The organism is Fibrobacter sp. UWH6 (assembly GCF_900142465.1).
GTDB lineage: Bacteria > Fibrobacterota > Fibrobacteria > Fibrobacterales > Fibrobacteraceae > Fibrobacter.
Map to the genome: position 1 here is coordinate 1 of NZ_FRAX01000017.1, position 15,386 is coordinate 15,386.

General features: G+C 53.1%; 12 protein-coding genes and 1 pseudogene. 9 read left to right on the forward strand and 4 right to left on the reverse strand.

The genetic code is table 11. The features are described from left to right. On the reverse strand, positions 1–95 hold a 95-nt coding region (locus BUB73_RS13110; RefSeq protein WP_139258098.1), incomplete at its 3' end, for a GTP-binding protein. Between the two features lie 539 nt (positions 96–634). Here BUB73_RS13110 and BUB73_RS13115 point away from each other — a divergent pair. Continuing rightward, positions 635–2,137, forward strand: coding sequence for a hypothetical protein (locus tag BUB73_RS13115; RefSeq protein WP_073286508.1), 1,503 nt, complete (start codon positions 635–637; stop codon positions 2,135–2,137). 203 nt (positions 2,138–2,340) lie between these two features. Continuing rightward, a complete protein-coding gene (locus BUB73_RS16705; RefSeq protein ID WP_083538379.1) occupies positions 2,341–3,945 on the forward strand; it encodes a hypothetical protein in 1,605 nt (534 codons plus the stop codon). 116 nt (positions 3,946–4,061) lie between these two features. On the opposite strand, the gene BUB73_RS13125 is transcribed toward BUB73_RS16705, so the two are convergent. Beyond that, positions 4,062–5,156: an alpha/beta hydrolase gene (locus BUB73_RS13125; RefSeq protein ID WP_083538377.1), complete on the reverse strand. Its 1,095-nt coding sequence runs from the start codon at positions 5,154–5,156 to the stop codon at positions 4,062–4,064. Between the two features lie 190 nt (positions 5,157–5,346). Between BUB73_RS13125 and BUB73_RS13130 the strand changes: the two genes are divergently transcribed. Further along, positions 5,347–6,504, forward strand: a complete 1,158-nt coding sequence (locus tag BUB73_RS13130; RefSeq protein ID WP_073286511.1) for a macro domain-containing protein — start codon at positions 5,347–5,349, stop codon at positions 6,502–6,504. 107 nt (positions 6,505–6,611) lie between these two features. Further along, positions 6,612–7,269: pseudogene (locus BUB73_RS13135) on the forward strand (hypothetical protein). Between the two features lie 103 nt (positions 7,270–7,372). Here BUB73_RS13135 and BUB73_RS13140 read toward each other — a convergent pair. Then, on the reverse strand, positions 7,373–7,813 hold the full coding sequence (locus tag BUB73_RS13140; RefSeq protein WP_073160704.1) for a hypothetical protein: 441 nt from the start codon (positions 7,811–7,813) through the stop codon (positions 7,373–7,375). A gap of 255 nt (positions 7,814–8,068) precedes the next feature. On the opposite strand from BUB73_RS13140, the gene BUB73_RS13145 reads away from it, so the two are divergent. The 4 genes from BUB73_RS13145 to BUB73_RS13160 all read left to right on the forward strand — a co-directional run bounded on the left by BUB73_RS13145 (position 8,069) and on the right by BUB73_RS13160 (position 13,033). Further along, the gene (locus BUB73_RS13145) at positions 8,069–9,367 is read left to right on the forward strand and encodes an amidohydrolase (RefSeq protein ID WP_073286514.1); all 1,299 of its coding nucleotides are present in this window, start codon (positions 8,069–8,071) and stop codon (positions 9,365–9,367) included. 159 nt (positions 9,368–9,526) lie between these two features. Further along, positions 9,527–10,780, forward strand: a complete 1,254-nt coding sequence (locus tag BUB73_RS13150; protein ID WP_073160708.1) for an adenosylhomocysteinase — start codon at positions 9,527–9,529, stop codon at positions 10,778–10,780. A gap of 129 nt (positions 10,781–10,909) precedes the next feature. Further along, on the forward strand, positions 10,910–11,857 hold the full coding sequence (locus BUB73_RS13155; protein ID WP_073286517.1) for a hypothetical protein: 948 nt from the start codon (positions 10,910–10,912) through the stop codon (positions 11,855–11,857). Positions 11,858–11,959: 102 nt separating this feature from the next. Next, entirely contained in the window at positions 11,960–13,033 is a 1,074-nt protein-coding gene (locus BUB73_RS13160) for a helix-turn-helix domain-containing protein (RefSeq protein ID WP_073286520.1), read from the forward strand. Between the two features lie 57 nt (positions 13,034–13,090). Here BUB73_RS13160 and BUB73_RS13165 read toward each other — a convergent pair whose 3' ends face one another. Further along, positions 13,091–13,735, reverse strand: coding sequence for a hypothetical protein (locus tag BUB73_RS13165; RefSeq protein ID WP_073238734.1), 645 nt, complete (start codon positions 13,733–13,735; stop codon positions 13,091–13,093). A 35-nt stretch (positions 13,736–13,770) separates the two neighbouring features. Between BUB73_RS13165 and murJ the strand changes: the two genes are divergently transcribed. Continuing rightward, positions 13,771–15,354, forward strand: coding sequence for a murein biosynthesis integral membrane protein MurJ (murJ, locus tag BUB73_RS13170; protein WP_073286522.1), 1,584 nt, complete (start codon positions 13,771–13,773; stop codon positions 15,352–15,354). Positions 15,355–15,386: the final 32 nt, after the last annotated feature.

Sequence of the window (15,386 nt, forward strand, 5' to 3'; positions counted from 1 at the left end):
ATAGCAGCGGTCAGAGTGGTCTTACCGTGGTCAACGTGGCCGATGGTGCCGATGTTGCAGTGCGGCTTACTTCTGTCAAAATGTTCTTTTGCCATTTTTTCCTCTTCTTCAGCAGAAGGTTTATCGCTTCGAAACCTAGGAACGACGCGGGTTTGCGTGAGATTCCTGTTATTCCGACAGAGCATAGGAAGCGGTACTCTGCGGATTTTGTCGCGTAAATTTAGCAAATCCACAAAAAATTTCAAGGATTTTTCTTTGTTTTTTTGCAGAAAACGGCAATTTTGGCTTATCAACACCCCTTTCCCGACGATCCTTTTTCGGTCTGCGTTTCCTACCGCGTACCCATCCAAAAACGCCATTTTTTTACAAATTTTTGAGGGTCATCAAACAACAGAACCCACTAAATTCAGTTTATCAACACAATAACAACATTCAATCAACAAACAAAACGTACCAGAAGCCATTATTTCTACAATTGTAAAAAGAATTTTACATATTAAGAATTTACATTAGTTTACATTCCGGAAACACCTTGGGAACGTTTTCAATCACACCGAAAAAATATTTTACACCATAGACGTAAGTATATATCTATCTTTGACTTGGTTTATGGGCATCCTTAGGTAAAGAGAATATGAAGAATCCTTTTTTCAAGACGATGATCAAGGCGATCCTGATCGCCGGCATGGCCATCGCGGTATGCAACTGCGGTGATGATTCCACTTCTGCAAACAACGACAACAACGGCAATGTCAACACTCCCGTTGCACTGGGCGAGCCCACCAGGCATTACAACGACAACGGCCTGGACGTCTACATCACTGAAGACGGCAGAGTCCTTGATGCCAACGGCCTGCAGGTCGGCTTTACAGACAAGGATTCCGGATCGATCATGACTATGGAAGGCGCCACCCTGGCTACCGGCGTAGACTTTAACGCCCTTCCCCTCATTCCGGCAGCAAGCGGCACCAAGCCCTCCAAGGTCCTTAACGCCGCCGGTCAGGACTACGTCATTTCTCCTGCCGTCGACAACGCCTTCGACGCCGAGGGCCACGCCCTGGGCACCGTCACTGACGCAAGCGGTGTACAGACCGGCTATTTCGTCTACATCACTGACAGCTATGGTTACATCACTACCCTGGATATGACCATCGCCCTCCAGGACATCGACCTGAACCAGTATCCGGACTACAACCCGACGGCCGCTTCTTCTGCAAGCCAGCAGGAAACTCCGGTCCCCACCCTGTCTAGCGAAACGGTCATTCTTACCAGTTCCGACAGCCAGCAGGCCCTGTCTTCCAGCAATCAGCAGCCGGCATCTAGCGCCCAGCAGCCCAAGTCTTCCGCTAGCCAGCCTAAGTCTTCTGACAGCCAGCCCACCAGCTCCGCTGCAAAGGGCTGCCCCGAAATCAAGTACGTTTCCGGCGGCGAAAGCGGTAGCGGCCACGCCACCAGATACTGGGACTGCTGCAAGCCCAGCTGCTCCTGGAAGGAAAACGCAGGCGACCACCGCGCAAAACAGTGCAGCGTGAACAGCACCACCCTGATTACCGACCCCAGCTCCCAGAGCGTCTGCGACGGCGGTAACGCAATGACCTGCACCAGCCAGACCGCATTTACCATCGAAGGCTGCGACAATATCGGTTTCGCCTTCGCTGCCGTGCCCGCCTTCAAGAGCGCCTGCGGCAGGTGCTTCGAGCTGACTTTCACCGGTCAGGGCAAGTACGAAACCAAGATGAACCACCAAAAGCTCCAGGGCAAGAAGCTCATCGTCATGGCCTCCAATGTCGGTGGCGACGTGTCTAACGGACAGTTCGACATCATGATCCCCGGTGGCGGCTACGGTGCATTCGACGGTTGTTCCGGCAAGATGGACTGGGGCGACATGAGAAATTCCGAACGCTACGGCGGCCTGTTGAGCGATTGCGAAAACCAGGTGGGTTACTCCGGCAACGATAGTCAGATCTACACCAAGCGCAAGGAATGCCTGGTCGGCAAGTGCAACAGCATCTTCGCCAAGGACGAAGCCGCCAAGGAAGGCTGCCTGTTCCTGGCCAACTTCATGGAAGCTGCAGGCAACCCGACCCACACCTACAAGGAAGTGGAATGCCCCAAGGAATTGGCTGACCGCTATTAATACCGCGTTCGACGCCATTCAGTAAATTAGAAGTCTCGGCCCGCAGGCCGGGGCTTTTTTCGTAACTTCATATCTTACAAAAATTTACACACGTAAACCCTTTACAGATACTATCTTTCCGCACGGATGGAATTGGAAGACTTTTATTGGTGTAAAGTCAAGTTTTCTCGTACACCTAGCATACAACCCCTACTGAGGTCGAAATGAAACGTCAATTCTTGAAGTCCGTTCTGCTCATCAGCTCCGTGGCAGCACTCATGAGCTGTTCCGAAGAAGCCGTCGACGCAATCGCAAACAATATTCCCGACCAGTCTCTTGTCACTTCTAGTGCAGACGCATCTGCACCCAACGTCCTTACTGCAACCGAGCCCTGCTTCGTGTTCAATACCGACAACCAGACTTACCTCATCAACGGTAATCTCGAAGTGAAGACCGCCGCCGGCGAAATTGTCGGTTCTTATGACGGCGCTACCATGACCATCAAGAATCTGGCCGGCGTCACCATGTTCGAAAGCGTGGACATCAGCGCCTTGGAATACAAGGACGTTGGAGAAGTTATCCCCACCGTTATCGCTCCCGCTTCCTCTGCTTCTAGCCTTCCTAACGAAACCGCTCCCACTTCCAGCGCTTCTCTGCAGGACAACAACCAGAACCAGACTGCTACTTCTAGCGCTACTCAGCAGAACAACCAGAACCAGACTGCTACTTCCAGCGCCGCTCAGCAGAACAACAACCAGAACCAGACTGCTACTTCTAGCGCCGCTCAGCAGAACGACCAGCCGCAGCAGGGTTCCGACGGTACCTGCTTCGACAAGCTCTCTAATAAGTATGTGAAGCCCTACACCGAACTGGTAGGCAAGAACGGCGAAAAGTACGCCTACAAGAACGACTGCTCCATCGATTGCTGGTGGGACGGCAGCAACAACAACTGCGCAAACATCGGTTCTGGCAACGGCTCCAACAATAACAACAACAATAACAACCAGCAGCAGCCTCAGTCTTCTAACAGCCAGCAGCAGGCAAAGTCCTCCGCTAGCCAGCAGGCAAAGTCTTCTGCTAGCCAGCAGCCTGCATCCAGCGCTTCCAACACCAACAATGGTACAACTCCCAACTTCAAGATTGTTAGCGGCGGTAAGAGCGGTTCCGGCTACGCAACCCGTTACTGGGATAGCTGCAAGCCTCACTGCGCATGGAAGGGCAAGGCCGGTCCGGCAAGCACCCCGACCCGCACCTGCCACGCTGATGGCTCCCTGGCTGGCGCCGATGAAAAGTCCGCATGCGATGGCGGTACTGCAGGTACCTGCCTGAGCCAGATCCCCCAGATCATTAACGATAACCTGGCATACGCATTCGCAGCAACTCCGGGTGGCGAAGGCGACTGCGGCCGTTGCTACCTCCTGACTTTCGACGGCAATGGTCACGACCAGAACCCCGCACGTAACAAGGCTCTCGCCAACAAGAAGCTGGTGGTCATGTCCAGCAACATCGGTTACGACGTTGCCGGCGGCCAGTTCGACTTGATGATCCCGGGTGGTGGCGTCGGTGCATTCTCCGGCTGCCGCGTCATGGGACTTTCCTGCAACGGTAAGCAGTACGGTGGTCTCCTGGGCACCTGCCAGGACAAGTACAACAACAGCACCGACAAGCTCCTGGATTGCTTGAAGTCTAGCTGCAAGACTGAATACGGCAACAACACCCAGGCTTACGAAGGCTGCATGTTCATGGCAACTTGGATGAACGGCGCAGACAATCCGACCCTGAAGTACCAGGAAATCGAATGCCCGTCTGAACTTTCCGCAAGATGGTAATCTGGCGCTAAGCTGCAAGAACTTAAAGGCCCCGACGAATGTCGGGGCTTTTTCTTTTTATAGTTTGCGGAACCTGCCAGACGTCCACCCAAAAAGAGCGGCCCGCCCATCCGAAATTACTTCTTGACAATATTGTCCAGGAATTCGATAGTCACGCTATAGGCGTGATCGCGGACTTCCTTGCGGGAAAGGTAAAGGTCGTGCAAGGCCCCTGGAATCTGCACCAGGCGCACATCCGGTCCCAGGTGGGCACCGTAATTGCGGATATCGTCTACGTTCAAGACGCCATCGCAACGGGTGTACTCATCGCTCCATTCGTCTTCGTTGACGCTACAGCCGCTGTGCATCACGAGGATCGGCGAGACAAGATCCATCCCGGCCTTTACGATATCCTGGGCGTCACAGATGGCGGCAGACCAGCCGAAATCCACGGGGATGCTGCCCGGCACCTTCAAGGTCGTATTGTATTCCCATTCTCCCTTCATGCTCTTGAGCAGGCTTTCGCTGTAGGCGTCGCTGCTGCTGCGGGGAATCGGGATGTTCGGGAAGTAATGTCCGATAGGCGCAAGAACGGGAATGATCACATCGCGCATGAGCCAGGAGTAATTCATCTCCATGAAGGGGCTGTTCAGCACGATAGCATCGAAGTCCTTGCCCTTTTCGCGGACGTCGGCGTACACCAGAGAAATCAGGCCGCCGGTACTGTGTCCCAATAAAACCTTGGGCACATCCTTGCCGACTGCCGCCTCGATTTTCTTCCAGGCGGAATCGATTTCCGGGAAATAGCTGGTTACGTCCCTGAGCTCACCCAGCACTTCGCCCTGGCGGTAGGAACGACCGTAATTGTGCAGGTCGATAGCGAAGAAGGCATAGCCTGCGGAATCCAGCTTTTCGGCCGTTAAAGTCTGGAAGTAATAGTCGTTAAAGCCGTGAATATAGAGCACGGCCGCCTTGGGCTTATTGACAGTTCCGTTCAGAGAATCCTGGGGAGCTGCAGTGGAATCCTGTACAACTGCGGAATCCTGGGGCGCAGACTTGCCGGACGCTCCGAATGGATAGCTTACAAGCGTTGCGCGATACTGGTTGTTGTCTCCAGCATCGTAGAATTCGGCCGTGAACGGCTCGCCCAGAAACGGGTCCACCACGGCCTGGGCAAAGGCCATAGAAACAAGGCCCCCCATCAACGCAGATGTAAAAACAGTAAATCTCATAACCTCAAAGAAATATAGTTCTTAAAGTACCTTAAAAAGCTCAAATTTTCAAATAAAAACAGAATAAGCCGTCTTTTTTGGAATATCAAACTGGGCTGTCTATACAAGCGAATAAAGAAAACGTCTGTTTTTTTGACATTTTTTGTCAGACAAGCAATGCTAATTTTATAAAGAAAATAAGGAGGCCGTTATGAACCAGCTCAAGATTATTCACGACGACATCACCCGAGTCACGGCAGACGCCATCGTCAATTCCGCCAACCCCTTCCCTATCTGCGGTGGAAGTACCGAAGCCCTGATCTTCGATGCAGCCGGACACGACCAGCTCCTGGAAGCCCGCGAAAAGATCGGCTACCTGGACGTTTGCGATGTGGCCCACACCGATGCCTTTGACCTGAACGCCAAATACATCATCCACGTTTCGGCCCCCCGCTGGAACGACGGACGTTCCGGCGAAAAGACCTCCCTGAAATTCTGCTACCAGAACGCCATGCGCAAGGCCCGGGAACTGGGCTGCCATTCCATCGCGTTCCCCCTGCTGTCTAGCGGCATTTACAGATTCCCTAAGGATTTGGCCCTGGACATCGCCAAGGAATCCATCGAGGAGTTCCTGCAAGGCGACGGAAAGGACTGCGACATTACCGCCACCATCGTACTCTACGACGACGAAGCGGTCAAAATTTCCGAAGCGCTGTTCGGCAAGATCCAGGAATACATCTACGCCAACTACGTCCCGGAAAATCCCCAGGAAAATTTCGAAGCACTCAAGTGCTGTTCCTTCAGTGAAGAACCGCTCGGCGACGGTCAAATGGCCGACGACAGTCAAATGGCCGACGACAGTCAAATAATCGGCGAAAGCGAAGTCGTCGCAGAAATTTGCGACGCAGCTCCCATTCTTTCCAAGATCAGCAGCAAGTCGGATTTCGACAAGAGCATCAACGAACTGCTGAAGGACCCGAAAAGGTTCAAGTCCTTCCGCAAGAAGATGAACGAAATCATGACCGACAGAAGCATCACCAATTCCATGCTGGCCAGGGATTCCGACGTAGACCGCAAGGTACTTTCGAAAATCAACAACAGCGATAGCTACACCCCCTCCAAGGAAACGGCCATCGCTATCGCCATCGGCCTCAAGCTGAACTATATCGAGGCGGTGGAATTCCTGTCTTACGCCGGGCGGGCCCTGTCACCCTCCAGCAAGAGCGACCTGATTGTCCAATTCTTCATGGAAAACAAGGAACTGTTTTACAGGGAAAATCCCGACAGGAATCAATACAAGGTGAACACCCTCAACACGATCCTTTCAACCCATGGAGAAAATTCCCTTGGAGCCAGCCGGAGCCTCTAAAAACGATGTCGCCTGGCAGGCGACCTTTCTGTTCCCGCAACCACCTATATTGAACGTATCAACAGAGCGATGCAATCCGGCAGTCGCAAAAAAAAGAGAGGTTCAATATGAAGCAGGGACTTACAGAAATCGTTTTTATCATGGACCGCAGCGGATCCATGAGCGGCCTTGAGACAGATACCATCGGCGGCTTCAACGGCACCATCGAAAAGCAGAAAAAAAGAAGAAGGGGAAGCACTGGTTTCCACCATCCTCTTTGACAATGTTTCCGAGGTTCTTCACGACCGCGTTTCCTTGGACAAGATTCCGCCCATGACCAGCGAGCAGTACTGCGTTGGCGGAGGCACCGCCCTCATAGACGCCCTAGGCGACGCCATCCATCACATGGGAAACGTACACAAGTACGCCCGGGATGAAGACCGCCCCGAAAAGACCATCTTCATCATTACCACCGACGGCTACGAGAATTCCAGCCGCAAGTATTCCGCCGAGCAAGTACGCCACATGGTAAATCGCCAGAAGGAAAAGTACGGTTGGGAATTCATTTTCCTGGGAGCCAACATCGACGCCGTGGAAACCGCCCGCACTTACGGAATCAGCGAGGAACGGGCCGCCAACTACGTCAATGACAAGAGAGGCATCGAGATCATGTGCTGCGCCCAGAGCGCCATCATCAGCGATATCCGAAACAACATCTGCCACGAGGAACGCGGTCACTGGAAAAAGGAAATGGAACAGGATCATCAGAAGCGCAGCAAGCGTTAATCTGCAACGGCAGCAAGATTCCGGGGAGCAAAAAAGGACGGTCCGCATTTGCGAACCGCCCCTTGTTCTTTAAGGAGAGTATGAATTTCTTGACCCGCGCAAACTAGTTTTCGCCGTTGCGCATTTCGGTCTGTTCACGGTCAATGGTGTACGTCAGATATTCCTTGAAGTCACGGTCGATGGAAACTCCGTCAAAGTCCACATCGTCGTTTTCAAGAACGAATACTGAGGTAGGATTGTCGATCCAGGCTTCGATATTGACATCGCCAAATCCAATGGTCTTGTCACCTGCAGCTTGCGCCACATACTCGATTTTGGACTTCGGAACCCAACCGGTGCAATCTCCCTTGACCAGGGCTTCAGTTTCTGCCTCGCGGAGTAGCGCCAGCTCAGCATTGAAACCCATGGTGCAGAGAATTTTGTCGCCACCCTTGGTCGCCATCAAATCCAGGTCACCCAATCTGGACTTTACCATCTTGGATGCGAAGGATGATGAAACCATCAGGGCAAAGGCAACGAGCAGTGTAATTTTCAGCGTCTTCATGATAAGCCTCCTTTGCGGCCCTAGAGCCTGTTCGAGAGCAGCGACCCAGCCGTCCCTCACCCAACAAAGTACAAAGTTGGCTTTTTCCAGACCAGGAAATCTAAGATTTATTTTACAAAACTTATTCCAGGTTGGAATATACCCTGTCTGCGCTTTGGCCCAGGTTTCTTAATTTCTATTTTTTATATGGGTCTGCAATTTAGACCTGCTACCTATAAAAAAGATTTTTAGGACCCGCTTAAAAAAGGATTCATCATGGGCATTGTCTTGAAGAACATCCAGGCCATCGTTCCTGCCGGAAGCAAGGACGAAGTGAAGGAAACTTCCATCTATATCGAAGGCGACAAGATTGTTGGCATGGGCGCGGAACCCGCCGGCTTCAAGACAGACAGGGTCATTGACGGAACTGACAAGCTGGCCATTCCCGGCCTGGTAAATTGCCACACCCATTCCTACATGAGCTTCATGCGCAACGTGGCCGACGACCTTTCCTTTATGGATTGGCTGTTCGGAACCATCGATCCCATCGAGCAGAAGATGACCGACGAGGACACTTACTGGGGCGCCTGCCTGGCCATCATCGAAATGATGAAGAGCGGCACCACCTGCTTTAACGACATGATGATGAACATCAAGCAGACTACCAGGGCCATCAAGGAATCGGGCATGCGCGCCGTCATGTGCCGCGGTCTCGTCGGCAGCGCCGAAGATGACGGCGGACGCATCCAGCAGACCTACGACGAAATGGAATTCTGCAAGGACTGCGACCGCATCACTTTCAAGTTCGGCCCCCACGCTCCCTACACCTGCACCGAGGATTATTTCCGTCGCGTGTCCGACGAAGCCAAGAAGGCGGGCATCGGCATTCATGTGCATCTTTCCGAAAGTGTTGCCGAAATCCAGGGCACCCAGGAAAAGTACGGCTACTCCCCCATCGTCATGGCCGACAAGAACGGCCTCTTTGATGTTCCCTGCATTGCAGCCCACTGCGTTCAGGTGGACGACGCCGACATGGAAATCATGGCCCGCCGTGGCGTTTCCGTGGTGACGAATCCCGCAAGCAACATGAAGCTGGGTAACGGTTTTGCTCCCGTTCCCGAGATGATGGCCAAGGGCATCAACGTGTGCCTGGGTACCGATGGCGCCGCAAGTAACAACAGCCTGAACATGTTCCACGAAATGAGCCTGCTGGCCTTGATCCACAAGGGAACCCACAAGAGCCCCCAATGCGTCAGCGCCCGCGAAGTGTTCCGCATGGCCACCCTCAATGGCGCCAAGGCACTTTGCCTCGAAAACCAGATCGGCTCCCTGGAAGTGGGCAAGAAGGCAGACATCGCCATTCTGGACTTGAACAATCCTTCCCTGATGCCCAAGAACAACCTGATCGCGGGCCTCTCCTATTCCGCCAACGGTTCCGAAGTGGACACCGTGATTATCGACGGCAAGATCACCATGGAAGGCCGCAAGGTTCTGACTCTCGATGAAAAGCTGGTTTACCAGAAGGTGAACGAAATCATCAAGCGCATGGGCCTGGAAAACAAGGAATACGTTTAAGGGTTCCGTCGCGGAAACTGGCGCAATTTTTATTTTTGCAAAAAACGGATGATAGGACAGACGACCATCCCTAAAAATTCGGCTGGACCCTCGACGAGTGCCGGGGCGAAAAACACAAACCAAATGAGGCCCCGCGGGGCATATCCAAAAGGAAAAGATATGGCAAGTGAAATCAGAGATATCAGTCTGGCCGAATCTGGCGAACGCAAGCTGGAATGGGTTCACCGCAACTGCAGCCTTCTTTCTATGCTGAAGGCTGAATTCGAAAAGACCAAGCCCTTCGCCGGAAAGAAGATCGCTCTTTCTGTCCATCTGGAAGCAAAGACCGGTTACCTCTGCCAGGTTCTTAAGGCAGGCGGTGCGGAAATGTACGTTACCGGTTCCAATCCACTTTCTACCCAGGATGACGTGGCTGCCGCCCTCGTAAAGGAAGGCATGGAAGTGCACGCCTGGTACGATGCTACCAACGAAGAATACGAAAGCCATATCCGTCACACTCTGCAGTGCGGACCCAACATCATTATCGATGACGGTGGCGACTTGGTGAACATGGTCCACAACGAAATGCCGGAACTGATTCCCAACATCATCGGCGGCTGCGAAGAAACCACCACCGGTATCATCCGCCTGGAAGCCATGAACAAGGCTGGCAAGCTGATGTTCCCCATGGTCCGCGTGAACAATGCCGACTGCAAGCACCTCTTTGACAACCGCTACGGTACTGGTCAGTCCGTATGGGACGGCATCAACCGTACAACCAACCTGATCGTGGCTGGCAAGCAGGTTGTTGTGGCTGGCTACGGCTGGTGCGGTAAGGGTACCGCCATGCGCGCCAAGGGCCTGGGTGCCCGCGTCATCGTGACCGAAGTGGACCCGGTGAAGGCTATCGAAGCTGTCATGGACGGCTTTGACGTAATGCCCATGCGCGAAGCTGCAAAGATCGGCGACTTCTTCGTGACCGTTACCGGTTGCGACGGCGTTATCGACGCAGAAGATCTTTCTGTAATGAAGGACGGCGCCATCCTCGCCAACGCTGGTCACTTCGACTGCGAAATCGACGTAGCATGGCTGAAGAAGAACGCCGTGGAAATTCGCGAACAGCGCAAGAACATCATGGGCTACAAGCTGCCCACCGGCCAGTGGGTATTCGTCCTTGGCGAAGGCCGCCTGGTGAACCTGGCCTGCGGTGACGGCCATCCGGCAGAAATCATGGACATGAGCTTTGCTATTCAGGCACTGTCTGCAAAGTACCTGGTGGAACACGCCGGCGAACTCACGGAAAAGATCATCGACGTTCCTCGCGAAGTGGACCAGGAAGTGGCCCGCAAGAAGCTCAAGTTCCTTGGCAAGGAAATCGACGTTCTCACCGCCGAACAGGAAAAGTACCTGCACTCCTACAACCTGGACGTGTAAGTTCACGAATCCGACGCTTTTTATAAAGACGTTAAAGACGAGAAGGATGCCTTATGGGCATCCTTTTCTTGTACAAATTGTTTTTTCTAGTTAGCATTCCCTACCAGACTTCATATTATATTTAAAGACATGCGTAGTCTTAAATTTTTAGCAGTCCTGCCTTTCGCCGTGGCCTCGGCTTTTGCCGGTTGGGAATATTCCCTGGTCACCAATGGGGCCTACTATGTCGAACACGAAGTCAAGACCGGAGACGAACACTTCTCCGCACCTTCGGGCCCATACGACGGACTTGAAGCCTTGACTCGCCTGGATGCCAAGTACACCATTCCCACACCTCTCGGGGATCACTGGCTCCTGAGCGGCGCAGACGTTGAACTGTGGGGATCTCTTGAACTGTCACCGGTGACGTTGCGCCCCATGGTCGAGGTGGACTTTACGCCTGTTCCCTTCCTGGTTTTCGGTGCGGGCGCTTCTATCGGTAGCGGCTGGAATGTTCTTGGTTTTGAAGGTCTGACCAAGTACGATTTTGAAACTCAGGACTACGAGAACCTGACTCCGTTTACCCATTACTTTTACGACTTGTGGGCATCGGCCACGTTCCAGTTTGACACGGGCGCGCTCATTGAAGGAGACTGGTCCCATGTGGTGATGGTGGCTAGCTACAAGCTTTTCTATGAAGCCATGACCGGCGTCGACGATGGAGAAATTTGGCAGTGGCAGGAATCCGCCCGCAAGGCCAATGGTTTGCAGTACAGCTTTACCGGAGTGCTTGGCTACCAGATGCCCATGACCCTGAATATGGTGGGCCTGATGCTTGAAATGGAAGGCCACCTGGACAAGGATGACTACGGCCCCGTGGCCCAGAGTTTCGACGGAGACTTTACCACCACGGCCATTAGCGCACTAACCTCGTTCAAGCTAAGCGACAAGAACAGTTTGACGGTGCTCTACACTTTTGAACGTGAACGAAGCTACTCCCAGTTGCACGACGACGAGGACCAGGAACCCCTGCTTCACGTGACCGGCGGCGAATGGAGTTTTTATAGAGTGGCGTTAAGCTGGAAACACAAGTTCTAATTTTTTTTGAAGTCAGAAAAATAAATTCTGACTTTTTTTATTTCGTGACATAAATAAAATTCTATCTTGTTGCAGATAAAGTTTAATCTCTTGGAGGCGGAAATGTACATCAACAGAATTCGCAAGGCAATCGCCGCACAACGAATCACCCAAGAGGAACTCTGCAGACGTGTAGGGTGTTCCCGCGATGCCATTGTCGATGGGATCAGCGCAGATACCGCATGCAAACTGGAATTCATGCTGGGCGACGATCTTTTTGCAGGCATCGACATCCATGTCGGCGAAAGTGAAATGTCAAAAGCCCGAAGCAAGATGGAAGCGGGATTTTGCAGCGCCGAGGCAAAGGCCTGGGCACAGAAATTCCCCGTGGCAGAACTCCGCAGACTAAATCGCATTCCCGCCCAATGCAGCAACAAGGACGGAAGCCTTGTAAAAGCCCTGCTGAAATTTTTCAACGTGGCAACCATCGAGGGCTGGAAAACCTATTACGCCAACATCCAGGATTCCGTGAACCCTCAGGCCTATTCCGCCTGGTTGCGCCTGGGTGAACTGCAGGTCAGCCGCCCCGCCGCCGAAATCGCCATCGAGAAGGAAGCCATTCTCGAGAACATGAAATTTTTGCGCCGTAATGCCCTAGGTTTGCGAAACGCCCTGCGCAAGGCCGCCATCAGTAGCATTTCGGATTGCGATGTTCAGGTTGTTCAGGTGCCGGCATTTTTGACGGCCCCCGCACCCCTTTCCGCAAGCTACTGGGTCGGCAAGCGCCCCGTCATCCAGATTCCCGCGGGCCCCATGACCGACGTACGACTTCTGCAGGGGCTGTTCCATCAGCTGTACCACATTATGTACGGCAAGCGCAGCCTGTGCCTACAGCTGGGCCTGCAACTAAGCCAGCAACCTTCTGCAGGAATTGCGGGAACCGCGGGCGGTTCTGCAAACAGCATCTCGGGCGACACCCTAAAATGCAGCGCCGCCGAACAGTTTGCGGAACGCCATATGCTGACCGAAGCCGAAGAATGCGAAATCATCTGCTGCGGCCACTTTGCCGAAAAGCGTTGCATCGACTATTTCGCAGGACTCTTTCATGTGCGCCCAAGCATTATCGTAGACCGCCTGCAGCAACAAAAAAAGCTGTCTAGCAGAACATTGCTAAACAGCTATAAAGTCGCAGTTTAACGCACCCGCCGGCAACATGCCGCGCGAAGCGCGCCCGTCGCCTAAACAGCCAAACAATTAATAGTTAATGGCCAGGTAGAAACTGAAGCTTCCGAAATGGCGGCCAAAGTCAAAACCGTCCAGGAGCATGTCGTAGGCGGCACCCACTTCAAGCTGGGTCGTAGAAGTACGGAAGATGATCAAGCCCGCTTCAAGACCACCGGCAGGGCCAATGGCAAAGGCTTCAGAGAACTTGTCAAAGTGGAAGTCCATTTCGACACCCACACCTAGGCCCATGCCCACATAAGGGGAGAACACCTGGTCGGCAAAGAAATAGCGGCCGCCAATCAAGGCAGTCTCGTGCCACTGCCAATGAGTTTCATAAGAACCGTTAGCGTTGTTCATGAACGTAATGGCACCATGAGTTGTCATTTCCCAAATACGTCCGTAATGGAATACCACGCCCTGGTCCCAGTCACGCTTGGGATTCTTCCTGGAATCTTCCCAGTTGTGCCACACGCTAAAGCCAAGACCGAAACTTGCGAAATTGTAGGTCGGGCGCTTGGGAGCCGGCAACGGATCGTCGTCGGAATTCTTGGCCTGAGTCACTTCGGTAGCGACAGGTTCATAGGGTCCCTTGGTCACATTTTCGTCGGATGCGCCATCCTGGGCGAAAGCGATACCTGCAAGGGCGAAAGCGATAATTCCAAAAATCTTTTTCATGCATTCAAATATACAAAGTTTCTAAATTAACCTCCATGAATAAAGCTGCCATTATTGTTGCTGTAAGTATGTTGCTCAGCCGCGTGCTGGGAATCTTCCGTGAAATGCTTTTGGCCCACGCCGCCGGCGTCTCCCTCGAAAAGAACGCCCTGGATCTGGCCTTCATGATTCCCGACATCCTGAATCACGTAGTGAGCACCGGATTCCTCTCCATTATCTTCATCCCGATTTTTACAGGCTACAAGGTGGCCGGCGACGAAGAGAAAAGCTGGAAGTTCTTTAGCAACGTGCTGAACACCTTCGGCGCCATCTTGCTGGTGCTGGTGATTCCTGCATTCATCTTTATGCCGGAACTTTTGCAGCTGCTCACCACCAGCGGCGCAAGCGCAGAACTGATCGAGCGCGCCACTTACTACGGCCGCATCATTTTGCCGGGCCAGATCTTCATCTTCGTGGGAAGTATTCTGGTTGCCGTGCAGCACACCCGTAAGCAGTTCCTGATTCCTTCCCTTACCGGCCTGATTTACAACGTGGCCATTGTGGGCGGAGGCCTTGCCGGAATTCTGATGGGCCGCATGAATGGCGTCAGCTACGGTCTGGAAGGTTTCGCCTGGGGCGTTCCCGTGGGAGCCTTCATCGGATTCTTCGCATTGCAGATTTTTGGAGCCAAGCGTGGCGGCGTCAAGTACGAACTGATCATGCAGCCCACCCATCCCGATATCGTTCGCTATTTCAAGATGATGTTGCCCATGTCTCTTGGCGTAGGCTCCATGTTCGGCCTGGAATTCATCATCCGTAGTTTCGGTTCCAGTTTTGGCGGCAGCGGTATTTCTAGCCTGAACTACGCCTACCGCGTCATGTACACCCTGGTGGCAGTCTTCGGTTTCTCCGTTTCCGTTACCAGCTACCCCGACATGGCCCGCCTTGTTAAGGAAGGTCAGATCAAGGAGCTGAACGAAAAAATCTGGAAGAGCCTCTCACGCATGTTCTGCATTTTGATTCCCGCAGTGGTTGCAGTATGGGCACTCTCCTTCCCCGCCGTGCGAATCCTCTTTGAACGCGGCGCCTTCCATCGCGAAACCACCGAAGCCATTACCGAAATTCTCCGCTGGTACTTGCCCGTAAGCTTGGGACTTTGCTTGCAGGCGGTTCTGGTGCGCAGCTTCTACGCCGCCGAACGCATGTGGTTGCCCACCCTCCTGAACACGGGAATCTTTGCCGCCACCATTCCCGCCTACATGCTATTGAGCGAACCTCTGGGAATCAAGAGCGTACCTATTATCGGAGCCACCGGCGCCATCCTGCAGGTGATTTCCATGATCTTTATGTGGGCCCGCAAGAACGGAACCGACGGCATGAGGACCGCACTTCTGAACATGTTCCGCGCCCTGGTGGCATTCGGCATCATGATCTTTGCCGCCCTTGGACTTGACCATGTGACGGGTGAATTCGTCCGCAGCACTAACCTGATCGTGCTGGTTATCTACAGCTGTGCCGCCGGCGTTATCCTGCTGTTCGCCACCCTCTTTATCCAGAAGATCCTTGGCAGCAAGGACGCCGGAGATATCCTTAACGAATTGCTGGGAAAGGTCCTCCGCAAGCTCCACCTGAAAAAATAAAAGGTCATTCCACCCTGTAATAGTTTCAGCTT

Coding starts and splice junctions, on each gene's coding strand:
- BUB73_RS13115 (WP_073286508.1), top strand. CDS start 635: ATGAAGAATCCTTTTTTCAAGACGATGATCAAGGCGATCCTGATCGCC.
- BUB73_RS16705 (WP_083538379.1), top strand. CDS start 2,341: ATGAAACGTCAATTCTTGAAGTCCGTTCTGCTCATCAGCTCCGTGGCA.
- BUB73_RS13125 (WP_083538377.1), bottom strand. CDS start 5,156: ATGAGATTTACTGTTTTTACATCTGCGTTGATGGGGGGCCTTGTTTCT.
- BUB73_RS13130 (WP_073286511.1), top strand. CDS start 5,347: ATGAACCAGCTCAAGATTATTCACGACGACATCACCCGAGTCACGGCA.
- BUB73_RS13140 (WP_073160704.1), bottom strand. CDS start 7,813: ATGAAGACGCTGAAAATTACACTGCTCGTTGCCTTTGCCCTGATGGTT.
- BUB73_RS13145 (WP_073286514.1), top strand. CDS start 8,069: ATGGGCATTGTCTTGAAGAACATCCAGGCCATCGTTCCTGCCGGAAGC.
- BUB73_RS13150 (WP_073160708.1), top strand. CDS start 9,527: ATGGCAAGTGAAATCAGAGATATCAGTCTGGCCGAATCTGGCGAACGC.
- BUB73_RS13155 (WP_073286517.1), top strand. CDS start 10,910: ATGCGTAGTCTTAAATTTTTAGCAGTCCTGCCTTTCGCCGTGGCCTCG.
- BUB73_RS13160 (WP_073286520.1), top strand. CDS start 11,960: ATGTACATCAACAGAATTCGCAAGGCAATCGCCGCACAACGAATCACC.
- BUB73_RS13165 (WP_073238734.1), bottom strand. CDS start 13,735: ATGAAAAAGATTTTTGGAATTATCGCTTTCGCCCTTGCAGGTATCGCT.
- murJ (WP_073286522.1), top strand. CDS start 13,771: ATGAATAAAGCTGCCATTATTGTTGCTGTAAGTATGTTGCTCAGCCGC.